The organism is Ciceribacter sp. L1K23, assembly GCF_018122705.1.
In the GTDB taxonomy this organism is placed as follows: domain Bacteria; phylum Pseudomonadota; class Alphaproteobacteria; order Rhizobiales; family Rhizobiaceae; genus Allorhizobium.
Window position 1 is genome coordinate 174,653 of record NZ_JAGRRC010000002.1, and the last position, 19,000, is coordinate 193,652.

Annotated in this window: 16 protein-coding genes and 1 riboswitch; of the genes, 5 read left to right on the forward strand and 11 right to left on the reverse strand. The window is 61.9% G+C overall.

The window, feature by feature from the left end:
- Positions 1 to 22: 22 nt before the first annotated feature.
- The 8 genes from scpA to J5J10_RS19895 all read right to left on the reverse strand — a co-directional run bounded on the left by scpA (position 23) and on the right by J5J10_RS19895 (position 8,122).
- Positions 23 to 2,158, reverse strand: a complete 2,136-nt coding sequence (gene scpA, locus J5J10_RS19860; protein WP_211931424.1) for a methylmalonyl-CoA mutase — start codon at positions 2,156 to 2,158, stop codon at positions 23 to 25.
- Between the two features lie 57 nt (positions 2,159 to 2,215).
- Positions 2,216 to 4,225 (reverse strand): acetyl/propionyl/methylcrotonyl-CoA carboxylase subunit alpha, encoded by a 2,010-nt coding sequence (locus J5J10_RS19865; protein ID WP_211931425.1) that lies wholly within the window; start codon positions 4,223 to 4,225, stop codon positions 2,216 to 2,218.
- Between the two features lie 5 nt (positions 4,226 to 4,230).
- A complete protein-coding gene (locus J5J10_RS19870; RefSeq protein WP_211931426.1) occupies positions 4,231 to 4,515 on the reverse strand; it encodes a DUF2442 domain-containing protein in 285 nt (94 codons plus the stop codon).
- Positions 4,496 to 4,732, reverse strand: coding sequence for a DUF4160 domain-containing protein (locus J5J10_RS19875; RefSeq protein ID WP_211931427.1), 237 nt, complete (start codon positions 4,730 to 4,732; stop codon positions 4,496 to 4,498). Before J5J10_RS19875 ends, J5J10_RS19870 begins: the two co-directional genes overlap by 20 nt.
- A 5-nt stretch (positions 4,733 to 4,737) precedes the next feature.
- Complete coding sequence (locus J5J10_RS19880) at positions 4,738 to 5,151, reverse strand: hypothetical protein (RefSeq protein ID WP_211931428.1); 414 nt, start codon at positions 5,149 to 5,151, stop codon at positions 4,738 to 4,740.
- 3 nt (positions 5,152 to 5,154) lie between these two features.
- A complete protein-coding gene (locus J5J10_RS19885) occupies positions 5,155 to 5,532 on the reverse strand; it encodes a hypothetical protein (protein ID WP_211931429.1) in 378 nt (125 codons plus the stop codon).
- 11 nt (positions 5,533 to 5,543) lie between these two features.
- Entirely contained in the window at positions 5,544 to 6,455 is a 912-nt protein-coding gene (yghU, locus tag J5J10_RS19890) for a glutathione-dependent disulfide-bond oxidoreductase (RefSeq protein ID WP_211931430.1), read from the reverse strand.
- 134 nt (positions 6,456 to 6,589) lie between these two features.
- On the reverse strand, positions 6,590 to 8,122 hold the full coding sequence (locus tag J5J10_RS19895) for an acyl-CoA carboxylase subunit beta (protein ID WP_211931431.1): 1,533 nt from the start codon (positions 8,120 to 8,122) through the stop codon (positions 6,590 to 6,592).
- A gap of 149 nt (positions 8,123 to 8,271) precedes the next feature.
- Between J5J10_RS19895 and J5J10_RS19900 the strand changes: the two genes are divergently transcribed.
- The 4 genes from J5J10_RS19900 to J5J10_RS19915 all read left to right on the forward strand — a co-directional run bounded on the left by J5J10_RS19900 (position 8,272) and on the right by J5J10_RS19915 (position 13,474).
- Positions 8,272 to 9,681 (forward strand): XRE family transcriptional regulator, encoded by a 1,410-nt coding sequence (locus J5J10_RS19900; protein ID WP_211931432.1) that lies wholly within the window; start codon positions 8,272 to 8,274, stop codon positions 9,679 to 9,681.
- 75 nt (positions 9,682 to 9,756) lie between these two features.
- Positions 9,757 to 10,815, forward strand: a complete 1,059-nt coding sequence (locus tag J5J10_RS19905) for an enoyl-CoA hydratase/isomerase family protein (protein ID WP_211931433.1) — start codon at positions 9,757 to 9,759, stop codon at positions 10,813 to 10,815.
- Between the two features lie 44 nt (positions 10,816 to 10,859).
- Positions 10,860 to 11,870: a ligase-associated DNA damage response exonuclease gene (locus J5J10_RS19910; RefSeq protein WP_211931801.1), complete on the forward strand. Its 1,011-nt coding sequence runs from the start codon at positions 10,860 to 10,862 to the stop codon at positions 11,868 to 11,870.
- On the forward strand, positions 11,870 to 13,474 hold the full coding sequence (locus tag J5J10_RS19915) for a cisplatin damage response ATP-dependent DNA ligase (protein ID WP_211931434.1): 1,605 nt from the start codon (positions 11,870 to 11,872) through the stop codon (positions 13,472 to 13,474). The genes J5J10_RS19910 and J5J10_RS19915 overlap by 1 nt, the downstream gene beginning before the upstream one ends.
- A 47-nt stretch (positions 13,475 to 13,521) precedes the next feature.
- On the opposite strand, the gene J5J10_RS19920 is transcribed toward J5J10_RS19915, so the two are convergent.
- Together J5J10_RS19920 and J5J10_RS19925 are read right to left on the reverse strand one after the other, a co-directional pair.
- Positions 13,522 to 14,607, reverse strand: a complete 1,086-nt coding sequence (locus J5J10_RS19920) for a hybrid-cluster NAD(P)-dependent oxidoreductase (protein ID WP_211931435.1) — start codon at positions 14,605 to 14,607, stop codon at positions 13,522 to 13,524.
- 1 nt (position 14,608) lies between these two features.
- The gene (locus J5J10_RS19925) at positions 14,609 to 15,853 is read right to left on the reverse strand and encodes an aromatic ring-hydroxylating dioxygenase subunit alpha (protein ID WP_211931436.1); all 1,245 of its coding nucleotides are present in this window, start codon (positions 15,851 to 15,853) and stop codon (positions 14,609 to 14,611) included.
- A gap of 99 nt (positions 15,854 to 15,952) precedes the next feature.
- Positions 15,953 to 16,149: riboswitch (cobalamin riboswitch) on the reverse strand.
- Between the two features lie 182 nt (positions 16,150 to 16,331).
- On the opposite strand from J5J10_RS19925, the gene J5J10_RS19930 reads away from it, so the two are divergent.
- A complete protein-coding gene (locus J5J10_RS19930) occupies positions 16,332 to 17,477 on the forward strand; it encodes an alpha/beta fold hydrolase (protein ID WP_211931437.1) in 1,146 nt (381 codons plus the stop codon).
- 7 nt (positions 17,478 to 17,484) lie between these two features.
- On the opposite strand, the gene J5J10_RS19935 is transcribed toward J5J10_RS19930, so the two are convergent.
- Entirely contained in the window at positions 17,485 to 18,999 is a 1,515-nt protein-coding gene (locus tag J5J10_RS19935; protein WP_211931438.1) for an aldehyde dehydrogenase family protein, read from the reverse strand.
- Position 19,000 lies beyond the last annotated feature (1 nt).

The following is a 19,000-nucleotide window of genomic DNA, read 5'->3' on the forward strand; positions in this document are numbered from 1 at the left end:
GTCTCCCTCCCGGCGGCCCGCGTCAACTGTTTCGGAGCCGCCCCTCAAGGAGGTCAAGTACGGAGCGTGCGGCATCCATGACATTGGTGCCCGGACCGAAGACGGCGGAGACGCCGTGCTCCAGCAGGAAATCATAGTCCTGGCGCGGGATGACGCCGCCGACGACCACGATGACGTCGTTCGCACCTTTAGCTTTCAGCGCTTTGACCAGTTGCGGAGCAAGCGTCTTATGGCCAGCGGCAAGCGAAGACATGCCGACGACCTGAACCTTGCTCTCGACGGCGAGATCGGCTGCCTCCTCCGGTGTCTGGAAGAGGGGTCCCGCCACGACATCAAAGCCGATGTCGCCGAAGGCGGAAGCAATGACCTTGGCGCCCCGGTCATGGCCGTCCTGGCCGAGCTTGGCGATCAGGATGCGCGGCTTGGAAGCGGCCTTGCCGTACTCCTTCAGACGATTGGTCAGCGTCTCCATTTCCGGATCGCCTTCATAGGCCTTGCCGTAGATATCATGCACGACCTCAGGTGTTGCGGCATGGTCGCCGAAGACGGCACGCATGGCATCCGAGATTTCGCCTACGGTGGCGCGGGCACGGGCGGCTTCGACCGAGGCTTCGAGCAGATTGCCCTTTCCGCTGCGGGCGATTTCGGTGAGGCGTGCGAGTGTCGCCTCCACCTGCTGTGGATCGCGCTGGCGGCGCGTCTGCTCGATGCGCTTGATCTGCGACAGCCGGACGGCGGTATTGTCGATTTCGAGGATGTCGATGGGTTCCTCGTTTTCCAGGCGGAACTTGTTGACACCGACGATCACTTCCTCGCCCCGATCTATGGCGGCCTGCTTGCGGGTGGCGGCTTCCTCGATCAGGCGCTTCGGCAGGCCGTCATCGACAGCCTTGGTCATGCCTCCCAGGCTTTCGACCTCCTCGATCAGCGCCCAGGCTTTTTCCGCGAGTTCGTTGGTCAGGCTCTCGACATAGTAGGAGCCGGCGAGCGGGTCGACGACCTTGGTCACGCCGGTCTCGTTCTGCAGGATCAGCTGGGTGTTGCGGGCGATGCGGGCGGAAAACTCCGTCGGCAGGGCGATCGCTTCATCGAAGGAATTGGTGTGTAGCGACTGGGTACCGCCAAGGGCTGCCGACATGGCCTCGAACGCGGTGCGGATGATGTTGTTGTAGGGGTCCTGTTCGGCAAGCGAGACGCCCGAAGTCTGGCAATGGGTGCGCAGCATCAGGGACGACGCCTTCTTCGGCTCGAATTCCTGCATGATGCGGGTCCAGAGCAGGCGGGCGGCGCGCAGCTTCGCCGCCTCCATGAAGAAGTTCATGCCGATCGCGAAGAAAAACGACAGGCGGCCCGCGAAGTCGTCGACATTGAGCCCCTTGGCTATGGCCGCCCGCACATATTCGCGACCGTCGGCCAGCGTGAAGGCGAGCTCCTGCACCAGCGTCGCGCCTGCCTCCTGCATGTGATAGCCGGAGATCGAGATCGAGTTGAACTTTGGCATCTCCTTCGCAGTGTATTCGATGATGTCGGCGATGATCCGCATCGAGGGTTCGGGCGGGTAGATGTAGGTGTTGCGGACCATGAATTCCTTGAGGATGTCGTTCTGGATGGTCCCGGACAGTTTTTCGCGCGAGACACCCTGTTCCTCGCCGGTGACGATGAAATTGGCGAGGATCGGAATGACGGCGCCATTCATGGTCATCGACACCGAGATGTCCTGCAATGGAATGCCGTCGAACAGGATTTTCATGTCCTCGACGCTATCGATCGCCACACCCGCCTTGCCGACATCGCCCTCGACGCGGGGATGATCCGAGTCATAGCCGCGATGGGTGGCAAGATCGAAGGCGACCGAGACGCCCTGCTGGCCGGCGGCAAGCGCCTTGCGGTAGAAGGCGTTGCTCTCCTCCGCTGTCGAGAAGCCGGCATACTGCCGGATTGTCCATGGCCGGCCGGCATACATGGTGGCTCGCGGTCCGCGCACAAAGGGGGCAAAGCCCGGCAGGCTGTCAAGATGGTTGATGCCAGCGATGTCGTCTGCCGTATAAAGCGGTTTCACCGGAATGCCCTCCGGCGTCTCCCAGACGAGACTCTCTGCCGGACGCTTCAATTCCTTCTCGGCAAGCGCCTGCCAGTCGGCGATGGTTTTCTTGGTCATCCGGTCTTCTCCCTGCTCCGCATGGACTGCGAACCGATCCATTCCTGCGCTTGGCGATTAGCCTTCGAACTCCATGATCAATTCATCCACCGCCAGGCTTTGGCCCGGCTTGACGACGATTTTCTTCACGGTGCCACGGCGTTCGGCCTTCAGGATGTTCTCCATCTTCATTGCCTCGACCGTGGCAAGCGCCTGGCCTGCCTCGACCATCTCGCCCTCCTTGACAGCAACCCCGGTGATGACGCCCGGCATCGGGCAGAGCAGCATCTTGGAGGTGTCCGGCGGCAGCTTTTCGGGCATCAGTTTGGCGAGTGCCGCGACACGCGGCGAGCGGACGCGAGCGGTCATATCCATGCCACGCCAGCGCAGCCTGATGGCGGGGCCCTTCAGGTCAACCTTAACGGAGAGTGTGTCGCCACCGATGTCGACATGGGCGAGTGTCTGACCCGGTTGCCAGTTGGTGGCGATCACAAGCTCGTTGCCGGCCGCGAATACGACGCGGGTATTGCCGGTGCCTTCGGTAATAGCCAGTGCATGGTCGCCACCGGCGAGATTGACAACCCAGTCGTGGCCGAGCTTGCGGGGATGGTTGCCGATCGTCCCTGAGATTTGGATCGCCCGTGCCTGGAGGCGGTGGTTGATCACGGCGGCGAGTGCAGCTAGCTTTTCGGCGGAAGCCGCATCCGGGGTCACGCCAAGAAAGCCGTCCTTGAACTCCTCGGCAATATAGGCGGTCGTGATCTTGCCGGAGCGGAACCGCTCCTGCTGCATCACCGCCGACAGGAAGGGCAGGTTGTGGCCGATGCCTTCGACCTCGAAGCTGTCAAGCGCTTTCGACATTGCGTCGATCGCTGTGAGACGATCGGGTGCCCAGGTGCAGAGCTTGGCGATCATCGGGTCGTAGTACATCGAGATCTCGCCGCCTTCGTAGACGCCGGTGTCGTTGCGAACAACGGTTCCGTCTGCCGTCTGGCCTTCCTGCGGCGGGCGGTAGCGGGTGAGGCGGCCGATCGACGGCAGGAAGTTGCGGTAGGGGTCTTCGGCATAGAGCCGGCTTTCGATCGCCCAGCCGTTGAGTTTCACGTCGTCCTGGCCGAAGCTGAGTTTCTCGCCGGCGGCGACGCGGATCATCTGCTCGACGAGATCAAGCCCGGTGATGAGCTCGGTCACGGGATGCTCGACCTGCAGGCGCGTGTTCATCTCGAGGAAGTAGAACTTGTTTTGCCTGCCATCGACGATGAATTCCACCGTGCCGGCCGAGTGATATCCGACAGCCTTGGCGAGCGCGACGGCCTGCTCGCCCATGGCCTTGCGGGTCGCGGCATCCAGGAACGGTGAAGGTGCCTCTTCGATGACCTTCTGGTTTCGCCGCTGGATCGAGCATTCGCGCTCGCCTAGATAAAGCGTGTTGCCGTGCTTGTCGCCCAGCACCTGGATTTCGATATGGCGCGGTTCGGTGACGAATTTTTCGATGAAGATGCGGTCGTCACCGAAGGAATTCTTCGCCTCGTTCTTCGACGACTGGAAACCTTCGCGCGCCTCATCGGCATTCCATGCAATGCGCATGCCCTTGCCGCCGCCGCCGGCGGAAGCCTTGATCATCACGGGATAGCCGATCTGGTCGGAAATCGTCACTGCCTCCTCGGCATCGGCAATCAGGCCCATATGGCCGGGCACGGTCGAGACGCCTGCTTCCGCAGCAAGCTTTTTTGATGTGATCTTGTCGCCCATGGCCTGGATCGCGTTCACCGGCGGGCCGATGAAGGTCACGCCCGCCTTTTCCAGCGCTTCGGCAAAGGCGGCATTCTCCGAGAGGAAGCCATAGCCGGGATGAACGGCATCCGCGCCTGTTTGCCTGATCGCTTCGAGGATCTTGTCGATGACGATATAGGACTGGTTGGACGGAGCCGGGCCGATGTGAACCGCCTCGTCAGCCATCTCGACATGCAGCGCATTGCGGTCGGCGTCTGAATAGACGGCGACCGTCTTGATGCCGAGCTTCTTCGCGGTCTTGATCACCCGGCAGGCGATTTCGCCGCGGTTGGCGATAAGGATTTTCTGGATCATGGCGTTTACTCGGCAGCTTGAGCAGGCGGGACGGCGCCGGGAGCGGCGCCTCCGATGATGAGCGCCTTGGCGCTGATGTATTCGTCGATGTCTTCCCAGCCGACGGCGTCACCAAAGGGGAGAATTTCACCCTTGGCACGCTGTTCGGGAGATGCTTTCGCAAGACGCGGATACCACCAGAGCGGCGCTACAATCCTGCGCCCGTCCACCATGTCAAAGATGATGCTGTCGTCCGTGACGTCCACGGAGCGGACCTGCAGCTGTCGCTCGTCAATGTCCAAAGTGGTCATTCCACCTCTCCTCGAAACCCTGCCGGTGTTCGGCGACAACCTTGAGGATAGCATTCACCTCATGGGCCGCGAAGCCTGCGTTGCGGGCAACACCGAGATCCCGCAACCACACTTTCAACTGCTTTCCGTCCTTCAGGACGTGAATATGTGGCGGCTCGCCGATCTCCTTCGAGTAGAAAAGAAAACGATGTCCTTTCCAGAAAAGGAGTGTCGGCATGCCCGCTAATCCCGCACCTTCTTCTTCAAGCCTTTCGCTACACTCTGCTCGTCCTTCACCTCGCCGAAGGCCTCCGGAAAGTTCTTCCCGGCAAGGGATTCGTTGAGCTTCAGCTTTGCGAAATATGACTGCGGATCGAAGCCGCGTTCGGCGGCGATCACCTCGCGACCGAACAGCCGGCAGAGGCGTTCGCCATCAAGATTTCCACGCTCGAAGGGTTCGGTGCCGAAAGCCTGCCAGAGCGCCTGGACGAAGCCGATGTCGGCAAGCGCCACCGTCTGGTCCATGGTGCGATGGCGCGGCCAGTTGCTGAGCGGGGTGACCTTCGGGTTTGCACGACGCAGGGTGTATTGCCATTGCGTGCCTGGCAGGCCGAGTGGAAAGCCCTGGTGTTTCGGCATGAGTGGTTCCTTCGCCATCCGTCAGACCTCGAACACGTCGTCGAAGGATTCGGGAAAGTTCTGCCGCGCCACCTTCTCGTCGATGACAAGCATCGCCTCGTATGACAGCGGGTCGAAATCCTTTTCCGCGGGGACCACTTCGCGGCCGAACAGCAGGCTCAGTCGAGCCGCATCCAGGTTGCCTCGCTCGAAGGGCTCCGATCCGAAGTGATGCCAGAGCGCATGAAGGAAGGCGGCGTCGATGCGGTGTTCCTTGGTGCCCGGCCGCGCCTTGCGCGGCAGGGCTTTCAGGGGCGTTACACCCCTGGGATTGGCGCGACGGATGGTGAACTGGACGCCGGTGCCCGGCATGCCTCCCGGAAATCCGCGATGTTTGGTCATGTCGGGCAGGTTCGCCATCCGCGTTCTCCTTACGCCTTGCCGATCTTGTCCTGCGTCTTCGTATCGAAGTCGGAGGCGTCGTGGCGTTCGTGCAGTTGTTCGGACGGGTCGCCCGAGGTCTTGTTGACCATGACGCCGCGCTTGACAGCGGGACGGGCGGCGATCTGCTTGGTCCAGCGCTGAACGTTCTTGTAGTCATCGACGGACAGGAACGTGCCGGCATCGTCATAGGCGCCATGCAAAGCGATGCGGCCGTACCAAGGCCAGATTGCCATGTCGGCGATCGTGTACTCGCTGCCGGCCATGAACTCGTTGTCGGCCAAATGACGGTCCAGCACGTCGAGCTGCCGCTTTACCTCCATCGCATAGCGGTCGATGGCGTACTGGATCTTCATCGGCGCGTATGAATAGAAGTGCCCGAAGCCGCCGCCGAGAAAGGGGGCGGAGCCCATCTGCCAGAACAGCCAGTTGAAGGTCTCGGCGCGGGCGCGCAGATCCGTCGGCAGGAAGGCGCCGAACTTTTCGGCCAGATACGTCATGATTGATGCAGACTCGAACAGGCGGATCGGCTTGCCGCCATCCTTGGGCGCGTGGTCCATCAGGGCCGGGATTTTTGAGTTCGGGTTGACTTCGACGAAGCCGGACCCGAACTGGTCGCCCTTGCCGATGTTGATCAGCCAGGCATCATATTCAGCGCCGGAATGGCCCGCGGCGAGCAATTCCTCGAGCAGGATCGTCACCTTCTGGCCATTCGGCGTCGCCAGCGAGTAGAGCTGCAGCGGATGCTTGCCAACTGGGCGCTCCTTCTCGGTCTGGGCACCGGCGGTGGGGCGGTTGATGCTGGCGAAGGCCCCGCCGTTGCCGGGCTCCCAGGTCCAGACTTTCGGCGGCACGTAGCCGGCAGGCAGGTTCTTCTCGGGCGGAAATTTCGGGTCGCTCATGGAAATCGGTCCTTTCTCGGTCAACGAAATTGCGTGACGTACCCCATATAGGTGGCTGTCGCTGCAATAGTTCGATCCGACCTCCCTTTTATCCGTCAATTCAAAATTATTCAGCCGTCGTTTCCGGTCCGCCTCTAGAGCGGTATGGTATCGTGTTTCTTCCAGTGCGTGCCGACCTGCTTGTTGCGCAGGCTGGCAAAGGCCCGCGCGATTCGCCGACGTGACGAGTGCGGCATGATCACCTCGTCGATGAAGCCGCGTTCTGCCGCCTTGAAGGGGTTGGCGAAGTTGACCTCGTACTCCTTCGTCCGCGCCGCGATTTTGTCGGCATCGCCGAGTTCCGAGCGGTAAAGGATTTCGGCTGCCCCCTTGGCGCCCATCACAGCGATTTCGGCGGTTGGCCAGGCATAGTTGATGTCGGCGCCGATATGTTTGGAGGCCATAACGTCATAGGCGCCGCCATAGGCTTTGCGGGTGATCAGCGTGACCATCGGCACGGTCGCCTGGCTGTAGGCGAAGAGGAGCTTGGCGCCGTGCTTGATGACCCCGCCATATTCCTGGGCGGTGCCAGGCAGGAAGCCCGGCACGTCGACCAGCGTGAGGATCGGAATGTTGAAGGCATCACAGAAGCGGACGAAGCGGGCCGCCTTGCGTGAGCTATCGATGTCCAGGCAGCCGGCGAGCACCATCGGCTGGTTGGCGACCACGCCGACGGTCTGGCCCTCGATGCGGATGTAGCCGGTAATGATGTTGCGGGCGAAAGCTTCCTGAATCTCGAAGAAATCACCCTCGTCGGCCAGCGCAAGGACAAGTTCCTTCATGTCGTACGGCTTGTTCGACGAGTCGGGGATTAGCGTATCGAGGCGGTTTTCGACCCGGGCGGGATCGTCGTGGAATGGGCGGACCGGCGGCTTTTCGCGGTTGTTCAGCGGCAGGAAGTCGAAGAGCAGGCGGACCTGTTCCAAGGCCTCGATATCGTTCTCGTAGGCGCCATCAGCGACGGAGGATTTTTTCGTATGGGTCGAGGCGCCACCGAGCTCTTCCGCCGTGACGATCTCATTGGTGACGGTCTTTACGACGTCCGGGCCAGTGACGAACATGTAGGAGCTGTCGCGGACCATGAAAATGAAGTCGGTCATGGCGGGCGAGTAAACGGCACCACCGGCGCAGGGGCCCATGATGACGGAGATCTGCGGGATGACGCCCGAGGCGTCGACATTGCGCTTGAAGACGTCGGCATAGCCGGCCAGCGAGGCCACACCCTCTTGAATACGAGCGCCACCTGAATCGTTGAGACCGATCACGGGCGCGCCCACCTTCATCGCCATGTCCATGATCTTGCAAATCTTCTGGGCATGGGTTTCCGACAGCGAGCCGCCGAGCACGGTGAAATCCTGGGAAAAGACATAGACCTGACGGCCGTTGATCGTGCCCCAGCCGGTGACGACACCGTCGCCCGGCACTTTCTGGTCTCCCATGCCGAAATCGACGCAGCGGTGAGTGACGTACATGTCGTATTCTTCGAAGCTGCCCTCGTCGAGCAGGACCGCGATGCGTTCGCGCGCCGTCAACTTGCCCTTGGCGTGCTGGGCGTCGATACGCCGCTGACCGCCGCCCAAATGGGCCTCGGCACGACGAGCGGCAAGCTGATCGAGTACGGCGTGCATGTTTCCTCCCGACATTCCCAAAAGCCTTTCCAAAGAGGTTTTACCCTCTCGATTTCTGCAGATAACCGGCCCTGTTGGCAAAGAAAATGATTGAACAGGTGCAACTGCGGAACTATAAATTTGCGAAGTGTAAATTGCGAAATTGCAAAATGGCTGTCGGCAAGCTCTTTATCGGTCGCAAGGTGCGGGAAATCCGCCAGACGAACGGCGCCACGCAGGGGCAGTTCGCCGACATGATCGGCATTTCGACCAGTTATCTCAACCAGATCGAGAACAACCAGCGGCCTGTCTCGGCGTCCGTGCTTCTGGCTCTGGCGGAGAAGTTCGGGATCGACATCACCGCGCTCTCCAGCGGCCAGGACGATCGGCTTCTTTCGGCGCTGAGCGAGGCGCTTTCCGATCCGCTTTACGAAACCTATTCGCCGAGCCTGCAGGAGTTGAAGCTCGTCACGCAGAACGCGCCGGGCTTCGCCCATGCGCTAATCGCCAGCCATCAGGCCTATCGCCGCGCCAGCGAGCAGATCGCAAGCTTCGACGACCGGCTGGGGGGCGTGGCGCCGGTCGAGCCGACGCCCTATGAGGAAGTGCGGGACTTCTTCCATTTCGTCGACAACTACATCCACGACATCGACACGGTGGCTGAAGCGCTCGCTGGTCGGCTTTCGATCGGCGGCGGCGATAACCAAGCAGTGCTGGTGTCCTATCTCGAAAGGGAGTATGGCGTCCGGGTCGCGCGCGGCGAGGCGGCGGACGAGACGCTGAGGCGGTTCGATCCGAAGACGAAGGTACTGACCCTGAACCGCTATGCGCCGGCCGCGACCCGCGACTTCCAGCTGGCGCTGGTGATTGCCCAGCTTGCGGCCGCCGACGGTATCGCTGCCGTTTTACGTCAGGCGGCCTTCCGCACAGAAGAGGCGCAGGAGATCTGTCGCATCGGCCTGCACAACTATTTCGCCGGCGCGTTGATCCTGCCCTATCGCCTGTTCCTGACCACTGCGCGCGAGTTGCGGCACGACGTGGAGCTGCTGGGCGCCCGCTTCGGCGCTTCGCTGGAGCAGGTCTGTCATCGCCTTTCGACCCTGCAACGCCCGGGGCTGAAGGGGGTGCCGATCTTCTTCGCCCGTGTGGATCGCGCTGGCAACATCACCAAACGGCACAGCGCCGCCAAGCTACAATTCGCGCGCTTTGGCGCCGCCTGTCCGCTCTGGAACGTGCACCAGGCCTTCGAGACACCGGGGCGGATCATCAGGCAGATGGCCGAGACGCCGGATGGGGTGCGGTACCTTTGTCTTGCGACGCAGGTGAACAAGGGCGCTGGCGGTTTCCGGACGACACATCCCAGTTACGCGCTCGCCTTTGGTTGCGAGATTTCCTACGCCGATGCCTTCGTCTACGCCGATGACCTCGATCTTGGCAACCGCGCCGGTTATGACCCGATCGGCATTTCCTGCCGGATCTGTGAGCGGACGAAATGCGCGAGCCGCGCGGTGCCGCCGATCAAGCGGAAGCTTGTGGTCGACCACACGGTGCGCCGGGCGATGCCCTACGACATCGTCTGATCAATCGACGAAAGTGGCGCTTGATCGAGGCGCCCCATACGCTTCAATCCGCATCAAGCATCATGGAGGAAGATCATGGACGAAGCGCCTGTTGTCGTCACGAAGGAAGGTTCTCTGGGCATCATCACGCTCAACCGACCGAGGGCGCTCAACAGCCTGAACCTGGAAATGGTGCATATCATGGACGCCGCCTTCGATGATTTCGAAGCTGATCCGGCTATCGCGGCGATCCTGATCACCGGGGCGGGGGAGAGGGGGCTGTGCGCCGGCGGCGACATCCGCATGGTGCACGAGAGCGGCAAGGCCGGGGACGGACAAGGTTTGCGGTTCTGGTGGGCAGAGTACCGCATGAATGCGCGCATTCCGCACCTTTCGAAGCCCTATGTCGCTTTCATGGACGGGATCGTGATGGGCGGCGGCGTGGGGGTCTCGGCCCACGGCAGCCACCGGATCGCGACCGAGCGTTTGAAGCTCGCAATGCCCGAAACGGGGATCGGTTTCTTTCCCGATGTTGGCGCAACCTGGCTTCTGACGCGGAAAGGCGGGGAATTGGGCACCTATCTCGGACTTACCGGCGAGATCATCGGCGCGGCGGATGCAATCCTTGCGGGGCTTGCTGATTTCTGCGTTGCCAGCGATCGGTTACCGGAGCTTCGCGGCGTTCTCGCAGCACTTTCTCCCGATTCAGGGAGGGTGGAGGTCGATGAGGTTATGCTGAGGTTCGCGACCGATCCTGGAACGCCTACGCTGACTGAGCACGTGGATCTTATCGACCGCGCCTTTGGCTTCGACACCATCGAGGACATCCTTGCCGCCCTGAATCGCGAACCGGGCGAGTTCGCCGCGAAGACCAGGGAGCGGCTGCTGACGCGGTCGCCAACCTCGCTGAAGATCACACTGAGGATGCTGCGGCTGGGGAGGGCGAGTGCCAGCCTGGAGGAGTGCATCAACCGGGAGTTCGCCGGTTCGGCGGCTATTCTCGATCTACCGGATTTCTATGAGGGCGTGCGCGCGGCGGTGATCGACAAGGACCGCAATCCGCGCTGGTCGCCGGACAGGATCGAGGCGGTCGCCGAAACGGACCTCAAGCCGTTTTTTGTGGCGCATCCGGACCCGCCATTTCCGCAAGTTTGAGGCAGCTTGCAAAGCTTCAATACGCCCCTATCTTCAAAAGCATGATCCGCCCTTCGGAACTGCTGATCCCGACTCCCGCGGGTCTCTATTGCCCGCCCGGTGATTTCCATATCGATCCGGTTCGTCCCGTCGGGCGCGCCGCGATCACGCATGGACATTCGGACCATGCGCGGTCCGGACACGCGAAGGTGCTTGCAACGACCGAAACGCTCGACATCATGGCGATCCGCTACGGCTCGGATTTTACCGGCGAGAGGCAGCCGGTCTGCTATGGGGAAACCGTCGACATAAACGGAGTCCGGGTCTCCTTCCATCCGGCCGGGCATGTGCTGGGCTCGGCGCAGATTGCCGTCGAGCACAAGGGGCTGAGGATCGTCGTATCAGGTGACTACAAGCGACGCTCCGATCCGACCTGCGCCACCTTCGAGGTGGTTCCTTGCGATGTTTTCGTTACCGAAGCGACATTCGGGCTGCCGGTCTTCACGCATCCGCCAGATGCCGAGGAGATAGGCCGGCTTCTGCATTCCGTCGAGCAGTTTCCCGAGCGCACTCATATCGTCGGCGCCTATGCGCTGGGCAAGGCGCAGCGGGTGATCGGGCTGCTGCGACGTCACGGGTACGAGAAGCCGATCTACATTCATGGCGCGCTTCAGAAGCTCTGCGATTACTACCAAGGCCTCGGTATCGATCTCGGTCTGCTCGAACCGGCGACTGTCGATCGGGGTGGGCGGGACGATTTCGCCGGCTCCATCGTCATAGGTCCACCATCGGCCTTTGCCGATCGCTGGGCGCGGCGGTTCGCTGATCCGATTTCATGTTTCGCCTCGGGCTGGATGCGAATCCGCCAGCGGGCAAAGCAGCGTGGCGTGGAATTGCCGCTCATTCTCTCCGACCATTCCGACTGGCCGGAACTGACGCAGACGATCCGGGAGACGGGCGCCTCTGAGGTTTGGGTCACCCATGGCCGCGAGGAAGCGCTGGTGCGCTGGTGCGAGCTCAACCAGATCCGGGCCAAGCCGCTGCACCTCGTCGGCTACGAAGACGAGAACGAGTGATGCGCGCCTTTTCCGAACTGCTCGATCGCCTGGTCCTCACGCCGTCACGCAACGGCAAGCTGACGCTTATGGCGGATTACTTCTCCGCCACATCCGACCCTGATCGCGGTTATGCGCTGGCGGCGCTGACGGGCGGGCTCGACATCGTCGGTATCAAACCGGCGGTGATCCGCGGACTGGCGATGGAGCGGATCGACGAGGTTCTGTTCGGCTACTCGTATGATTACGTCGGCGATCTGGCCGAGACGGTGTCACTGATATGGCCGGACGATGCGAGCGCGGACGATATGCAAGAGCCGACGCTTGGCGAGGTGGTCGAAACCCTACAGGCGACGTCGCGCAGCGCGGCGCCGGCCAAGTTTGTTGCTTTCATGGATGCGCTGGATACCTCGGGGCGCTACGCGCTGATCAAGCTGATGACCGGTGGCATGCGAATGGGCGTATCGGCACGGCTCGCGAAGCAGGCGCTTGCCAATATGGGCAGTGTCGATGTCACCGAAATCGAGGAGCTCTGGCATGGGCTGGAGCCGCCCTACCTTGAGCTTTTCGCCTGGCTTGAGGGTCGGGAGGCTAAGCCCGTCAGCGCGGCGGCGGCGCTCTACCGACCGGTCATGCTCGCCAATCCGCTGGAGACGGGCGACTATGACCGCGTAACTGCCGAGGATTACCGTGCGGAGTGGAAATGGGATGGCATCCGCGTCCAGGTCTCGTCGGAAGGTGGCGTCCAGCGTCTTTACACGCGTACTGGCGATGATATCTCCGGCACGTTTCCGGACCTGCTCGGCGCGATCGATTTCGAGGCGGTGCTGGACGGCGAATTGCTCGTCGGCGTACCGGGGCAGCATGTCGGCACGTTTTCGGACCTGCAACAACGCTTGAACCGCAAGACGGTGCCCGACAAGCTCATGAAACAGTATCCGGCCTTCGTGCGGCTCTATGACCTGCTGATGCTCGACGGCAAGGATACACGCTCTCTACCCTTCGACGAGCGGCGGAAGCTGCTCGAAGCCTTCGTCGATGGGCTGGACCAAACCCGGTTCGACCTCTCGCCGCAGGTCACCTATGCCGATGTGAGCGATCTCGACCGGCAGAGGCTGGCGCCCCCTCATCCGGTGATCGAGGGTGTGATGCTGAAACACAAGGACTCGGCCTATGTCGCGGGACGACCGAAGGGGCCGTGGTTCAAGTGGAAGCGCGATCCCTATACCGTTGATGCCGTGCTGATGTATGCGCAGCGCGGTCACGGCAAGCGGTCGAGCCTCTATTCGGACTTCACCTTCGGTGTCTGGGACGAGGGCGAAGACGGGCTACAACTGGTCCCTGTCGGCAAGGCCTATTTCGGCTTCACCGACGAGGAGTTGCGGCAGATCGACAAATATGTGCGCGACAACACAATCGACCGCTTCGGACCGGTGCGCTCGGTACGGGCGAACCGCGAGACGGGGCTGGTGCTGGAGATCGCCTTCGAGGGGCTCAACCGGTCGAGCCGGCACAAGTCCGGCGTCGCCATGCGCTTCCCGCGCATTTCGAGGCTGCGCTGGGACAAGCCATCCGCCGAGGCGGATACGCTTGACAGTCTGAAGGCACTGCTTTCAGACGCCTAGCCTGCTACACAAAAAACGCCGGGACGCCCGGCGTTTTCATATCGATCTCAGGCCTCGATCTCGACCTCGCCGAGAGGCCGCGAACAGCACGCGAGGATGTAGCCTTCGTCGATCTCGTCATCGAGAATGCCGCCATTGTGGTTCATCTCGACCTGCCCGGAAATCTTCATGACCTTGCAGGTGCCGCAGAGGCCAGATTCGCAGGCGGCACCGATCCGAACGCCGTTGGCGCGGGCGGCCTGGAGAAGCGTGTGACCCGGTTCGCAAAGGCCCGTCTTGCCGGACATCGAGAAGATGACCTTTGTCGGCTGGGCGCCGTCGGAGTGATCGGCGACAACGACCGGCAGTTCAGGCTTTACCGGCTGGAAGGCTTCCTCGTGATAGTTCTTCATGTCGAAGCCGGCACCGGCCAGCGCCTCGCGCACCGTCGCCATGAAGGGTTCGGGGCCGCAACAGAAGACGGTCCGGTCGAGGAAGTCAGGGGCCAAAAGCGCGATCTTCGCCTTGTCGATGCGCCCCTTGAGCCCCGACCAGAGCTGGCCGCGACCGAGCTGCTCGATGATCAGGCCAAGCGTGAAGTTCGGCATTTCCCGCGCCTTGGCCTCAAGCTCCCAGCGAAAGATGATGTCATCAGGAGAACGGGCGCAGTGCAGGAAGGTGATGTCGCTATCGGGAGCCCGGTCGCTCATGTCGCGGGTCATCGACATCATCGGCGTAATGCCGGAGCCGGCGGAGACGAACAGGTATTTCCGGCCGGGATGCTTTGCATAGGAGAAGTCGCCAAGCGCGCCGATCGCCTTCAACCGCATGCCGGGCTTCAGGTTGTCGAACATCCAACGGGTCCCGATCGACTCCTTCTGCGCCTTGACCGTCACTGCCACCGTGTAAGGCCGGGAGGGGCTGGAGGAGAGTGTGTAGGTGCGCATCACCGGTTCGGGAGAGACAGGAATTTCCAGCGTCACGAACTGGCCGGGAAGGTAGCGGAACCACAGGCCGGAGCGATCCGGCCTGAAGGTGAAGGTCATGACGTCAGGCGCTTCCGGCGTGACGGCGACGCATTCGAGCATGTGCTCCCGGTCCGACCAGGGGCGCATTTCGTCGACATGGCGATAGCTGGGAACGGCGATGTTCATGTCAGGCCACCGCGGACAGGCGGGACTTGTCGCCCTGCAAACGGTTGATCATGAAATTGACATACCATTCGACGAACTGCATGACGCCGCCCTCGTGTTCGACCGAGTAAGGGCCGGGTTCGTAGGCGGGGGAGCGAATGCCGAAGGCGTTTTCCTCGACGATGGCACGGTCCTGGTCGTTGGTCATGTTCCAGACGTGGGTCAGTTGATCGACGTCATAGTCGACGCCTTCGACCGCATCCTTGTGGACCAGCCAGGTGGTGGTGACGGCGGTTTCCTCGGCCGAGAGCGGCAGGACGCGGAAGGAGATCGCGTGATCACCCAGCATGTGGTTCCAGGTCGTCGGATAGTGAAACAGCAGCATCGTGCCGATGCGCGAGATTTTCACGTCGTCGGAAAGGGGTCTGCGAACGGCCGGCTTGCCGTCCATGGTGTAGCTGACCGCATCTTGAATGAGGGGCATGCGGGCGACGCGGAACTGGCCGGTCGGATCCATCCGGAATTCGCTCGGCAGGCCTCCGTCCTCGCAGTGTTTCCAGTGCTCGGCGATGAAGGGATCATCCTTCGCGCCCTGAACGCCTGTGGCGGTCGGTGCTTCCGGATAGGTGCGGCAGAGTTCCGGGTGGTTGCCGGCGCAATGGTAGCATTCGCGGTTGTTTTCCCAGACGAGCTTCCAGTTGCCCTTTTCGATGATCGTCGTCCGGGCGGCGACCTTCGCCTCCCAGAGGCGGTGCGGCGCCATGTAGGGCTCGATGGTGGCGCGGACGGGTGCGAAGTCAGTCGGCTCGTTGGCAAGGCAGATAAAGATGTAGCCGGCGACGCTCTCGCAGGCGACCGGCTTCAGGCCGAATTCAGACTTGTCGAAGGTCTCGCCCATCTGGCGTGCGAAGACGAGCGAGCCGTCAAGGTCGTAAGTCCACTGGTGGTAGGGACAGACGAGCTTGGCGGATGCACCCTTGTCCTGCGTGCAGACGCGGTGGCCACGATGGCGGCAGGTGTTGTGGAAGGCGCGGATGACGCCGTCCTTGCCGCGCACGACGACGACGGGATAATCGCCGATCTGGACGGTGAAATAGTTTCCGGCGCGCGGCACTTCGCAGTCATGGCCGATAAACAGCCAGTCGCGATACCAGATCGTTTCCATGTCGAGCTTGAAATAGTCGGGATCGATGTAAAAGGGCTGCTCGAGGGAGAAGCCTTCCCGGCGGTTCTTCAACTGCCGCAATACAGTATTCTGCAAGTCCATGTCTTCGTCCTCGTTTAAAAATGGACGGTGGACGAGCAGGACTGAACACGCGCGCAAAGGCACGTGGCCGACCTGTCCCCGACCGCCCACCGCGATCGTAATGAACTTATCTCCCGAGGCTGGTTTCCGGGCTCTGGAGCATCCTTGCGGATCAAACCGACGCCTTCCCAGGACTCCTCCCAGTGGCAATTTGCCGGTTCTTCACTCCACCACCGTTGCGGGGGCAGCGCCGGATTCTGACCGGCTTCCCAATTCTCCGCCCGTGTCCGGACGGCACCTCCTGTGATTGACAATAGAGCAGGTTTGCAGTGCACCCAATGCGGTGTTCGCGACGCGTCTCTGCTGGATTCGCGACACGGGCGCTGTCGTGTGATAAAGGGTGGCGTGACGACCGGCCTGGGGCCTTGCCCTTCACCGTGAGGATGGTATTCAGCGCATCTGGGCGGGTTCACAAGTTGTTGGTGAAAGAGCAGTCAACATGACGTTTTCAGGTGACGCCCGGCGCATCACTCTTGTTCGCGCCTTTCAGTTCGTCTTTGGCCTTTGCGCGGTGTTATCGCTAACCGCCTGTGCCGGCAGACCGGGGCCGGAGGCGCTGAGCCTGTCTCAATCGGCGCTGCCGGACACCAAGCAGGTCACCGTCTACGTCGCCACCACGCGCGAGAACAAGGAAGGCCTCGGATACACCGACGGCAAGGCACCCGAACTGAATTTTGCGGCTTATACCGTATCGGTTCCTCCGGGGCACAAGGCGGGCGAGATCGAGTGGCCGAAAGGCGGCCATCCCGATCCGGCCAAGACATTTGCAGTCACGGCGCAACGGACCTTGTCGGCGGACGAGTTTTACCGGGAAGTGGGCAATCAGGCTAAAATCGAAGCTTCGGATGGCACCGATGTCGGTGTATTCGTGCATGGCTTCAACTTCAACTTTCAGGAGTCTCTCTTCCGCGTGGTGCAGATGTCGGCCGATGCCAATGTCGAGGGCGTGCCGGTGCTTTTTGCCTGGCCTTCCCAGGCGGCGGTGACCGGTTATCTTGCCGACAAGGAATCCGTGACGTATTCGCGGGACTATCTCGCCGAGACGCTGACGCGTTTGACGGCCGGTCGCGGCAAAGGCCGGGTGCTTCTCTTCGGACATAGCATGGGTGGCTGGCTCGTGGTCGAGACGCTGCGGCAGTTGAAGCTGAGCGACCGGTCCGACGTGCTCGCAAAACTCAACGTCATGCTTGCGGCACCCGACATCGACGTCGATGTGTTCCGGCAGCAAATGGCAGTGATAGGTCCCATGTCGCCGCCGTTGACGATCCTGGTTTCCAAGGACGATCGTGCGCTGCAGGCGTCGCAGTTTCTGACCGGCAACGGCCGCATCGGCGCTCTCGACGTTGCCGATCCGGTGGTCGCGCAGGTGGCGGAACGAGAGAAAATCCTGCTCGTCGATGTGTCGGGTATCTCGCCGACCAATCCGCTGAACCACGATCGTTACGTCCAGCTTGCGGCTCTCTACCCGAAGCTCACCGCCGAACGGCAGGATCTGAGCAGCGTCGGCGGCTTCATCCTCGACGTCGCGGCCAACACCGTCTCCAGTCCGTTCCGGCTGGTGAAACTCGCGATCACGCCGCAATAACCATTTGTCAGATGACGGCGCACACCGTCTTGGTTTCCAGGTAGTTTTCGAGACCCTGGGCGCCGTTCTCGTATCCCCAGCCGGATTGCCTGTGGCCGCCCTTGGGCAGTTCCGGCGAAAAATAGGAATGGCAGTTGATCCAGATCGTGCCGGCTCTGACGCTGGCGGCAAGGCGGTGCGCCGAGGAAAGATCCTGCGTCCAGACGCTGCCAGCCAGACCATAGGGGCTGTCGTTGGCATAGGTGATGGCTTCCTCGACGTCGTCGAAGGGCGTGACAGCGACTACCGGGCCAAAGATTTCCTCGCGCATCAGGCGCATGTCGGGCCGGACCGATGTTACGACGGTGGGTTCGAAGAAGGTGCCGAATTCGCCGTCCTGCCGGCCTCCGGCTGCGATGTGAGCGCCATCGGCGGTTCCCTCCGCTATGAAGCTCGCGACCCGGTCCGACTGCTTGCGGTTGACGAGCGGTCCGAGATCGGTAGATTCATCCAGGCCGTGGCCTAGCTTCAGGGCGCTGGCAGCTTTCGATACTTTTTCGACGACTTCCTCGAAGACTGTCCGGTGCGCATAGACCCGCGAGCCTGCGACGCAAACCTGACCGGAATTTGAGAAGATGCCGCGTGCGATGCCCGGGATCGCCAGCGCCATGTCCGCATCGGGCATGACGATCGCCGGCGACTTGCCGCCGAGCTCGAGCGTCAGTTTCTTGAGGTTGCCCTGTGCCGCCCTGACGATCAGCTTGCCGACCTCCGTCGAACCTGTGAAGGCGACCTTGTCGACATCGGGATGGGCGGTGAGCGCCGCACCCACGGTTTCGCCGAAACCTGTGACGAGGTTGACGACGCCTTTCGGCAGGCCAGCCTCGATCATGAGTTCGACCAGCCGGATCGCCGTCAGCGACGTTTCCTCGGCGGGTTTCAGAACCACCGTGCAGCCGGCGGCCAGCGCCGGTGCCAGCTTCATGGCCGCCATCAGCATGGGCGAATTCCAGGGTGTGATTGCAGCCACGACTCCGATCGGCTCTCGGGTCGTATAGGCGAAGATCTGCTTGCCTTCGGGCTGGTAGGCGATGGACGTAGGGATGGTGGTCCCCAATATCTTCGTGCAAAAGCCCGCGTAGTAGCGAAACTGCTCGGCGGAGGCCGGAATCTCACCGAAGCGACCTGTCTTGTAGCTCTTGCCCTGGTCCAGCGTTTCGAGTTCCGCCAGTTCCTCGACATGGGCGTCGATCAGTTCGGCGATCTTCCAGAGTAGCTTGCCGCGGGCCGACGGGGTGAGGCCTTTCCATTCGTGGGAACCAAGTGCGGAGCGGGCGCTTGCGACGGCCGCGTCGACATCGGTGGCCGTTCCTCCGGCAAGCTCGGCAAGAAGCTTCCCTGATGCCGGATCGAAGGTCTCGAAGAAGTCGCCGTCGGACGCGTCCCGCCAGGTACCGTCGATGAACAACTGTTTCTTGCGCCTCGCGAGAAAGGTTCTCGCGCCTTCTGTGCGAGGCTCGGAGTTGGTGATGGCGATCGTCATG

What these genes read in the sequence shown, in the direction of transcription:
- scpA (WP_211931424.1), bottom strand. Translation starts at nt 2,158, where the DNA reads ATGACCAAGAAAACCATCGCCGACTGGCAGGCGCTTGCCGAGAAGGAA.
- J5J10_RS19865 (WP_211931425.1), bottom strand. Translation starts at nt 4,225, where the DNA reads ATGATCCAGAAAATCCTTATCGCCAACCGCGGCGAAATCGCCTGCCGG.
- J5J10_RS19870 (WP_211931426.1), bottom strand. Translation starts at nt 4,515, where the DNA reads ATGACCACTTTGGACATTGACGAGCGACAGCTGCAGGTCCGCTCCGTG.
- J5J10_RS19875 (WP_211931427.1), bottom strand. Translation starts at nt 4,732, where the DNA reads ATGCCGACACTCCTTTTCTGGAAAGGACATCGTTTTCTTTTCTACTCG.
- J5J10_RS19880 (WP_211931428.1), bottom strand. Translation starts at nt 5,151, where the DNA reads ATGGCGAAGGAACCACTCATGCCGAAACACCAGGGCTTTCCACTCGGC.
- J5J10_RS19885 (WP_211931429.1), bottom strand. Translation starts at nt 5,532, where the DNA reads ATGGCGAACCTGCCCGACATGACCAAACATCGCGGATTTCCGGGAGGC.
- yghU (WP_211931430.1), bottom strand. Translation starts at nt 6,455, where the DNA reads ATGAGCGACCCGAAATTTCCGCCCGAGAAGAACCTGCCTGCCGGCTAC.
- J5J10_RS19895 (WP_211931431.1), bottom strand. Translation starts at nt 8,122, where the DNA reads ATGCACGCCGTACTCGATCAGCTTGCCGCTCGTCGTGCCGAGGCCCAT.
- J5J10_RS19900 (WP_211931432.1), top strand. Translation starts at nt 8,272, where the DNA reads ATGGCTGTCGGCAAGCTCTTTATCGGTCGCAAGGTGCGGGAAATCCGC.
- J5J10_RS19905 (WP_211931433.1), top strand. Translation starts at nt 9,757, where the DNA reads ATGGACGAAGCGCCTGTTGTCGTCACGAAGGAAGGTTCTCTGGGCATC.
- J5J10_RS19915 (WP_211931434.1), top strand. Translation starts at nt 11,870, where the DNA reads ATGCGCGCCTTTTCCGAACTGCTCGATCGCCTGGTCCTCACGCCGTCA.
- J5J10_RS19920 (WP_211931435.1), bottom strand. Translation starts at nt 14,607, where the DNA reads ATGAACATCGCCGTTCCCAGCTATCGCCATGTCGACGAAATGCGCCCC.
- J5J10_RS19925 (WP_211931436.1), bottom strand. Translation starts at nt 15,853, where the DNA reads ATGGACTTGCAGAATACTGTATTGCGGCAGTTGAAGAACCGCCGGGAA.
- J5J10_RS19930 (WP_211931437.1), top strand. Translation starts at nt 16,332, where the DNA reads ATGACGTTTTCAGGTGACGCCCGGCGCATCACTCTTGTTCGCGCCTTT.
- J5J10_RS19935 (WP_211931438.1), bottom strand. Translation starts at nt 18,999, where the DNA reads ATGACGATCGCCATCACCAACTCCGAGCCTCGCACAGAAGGCGCGAGA.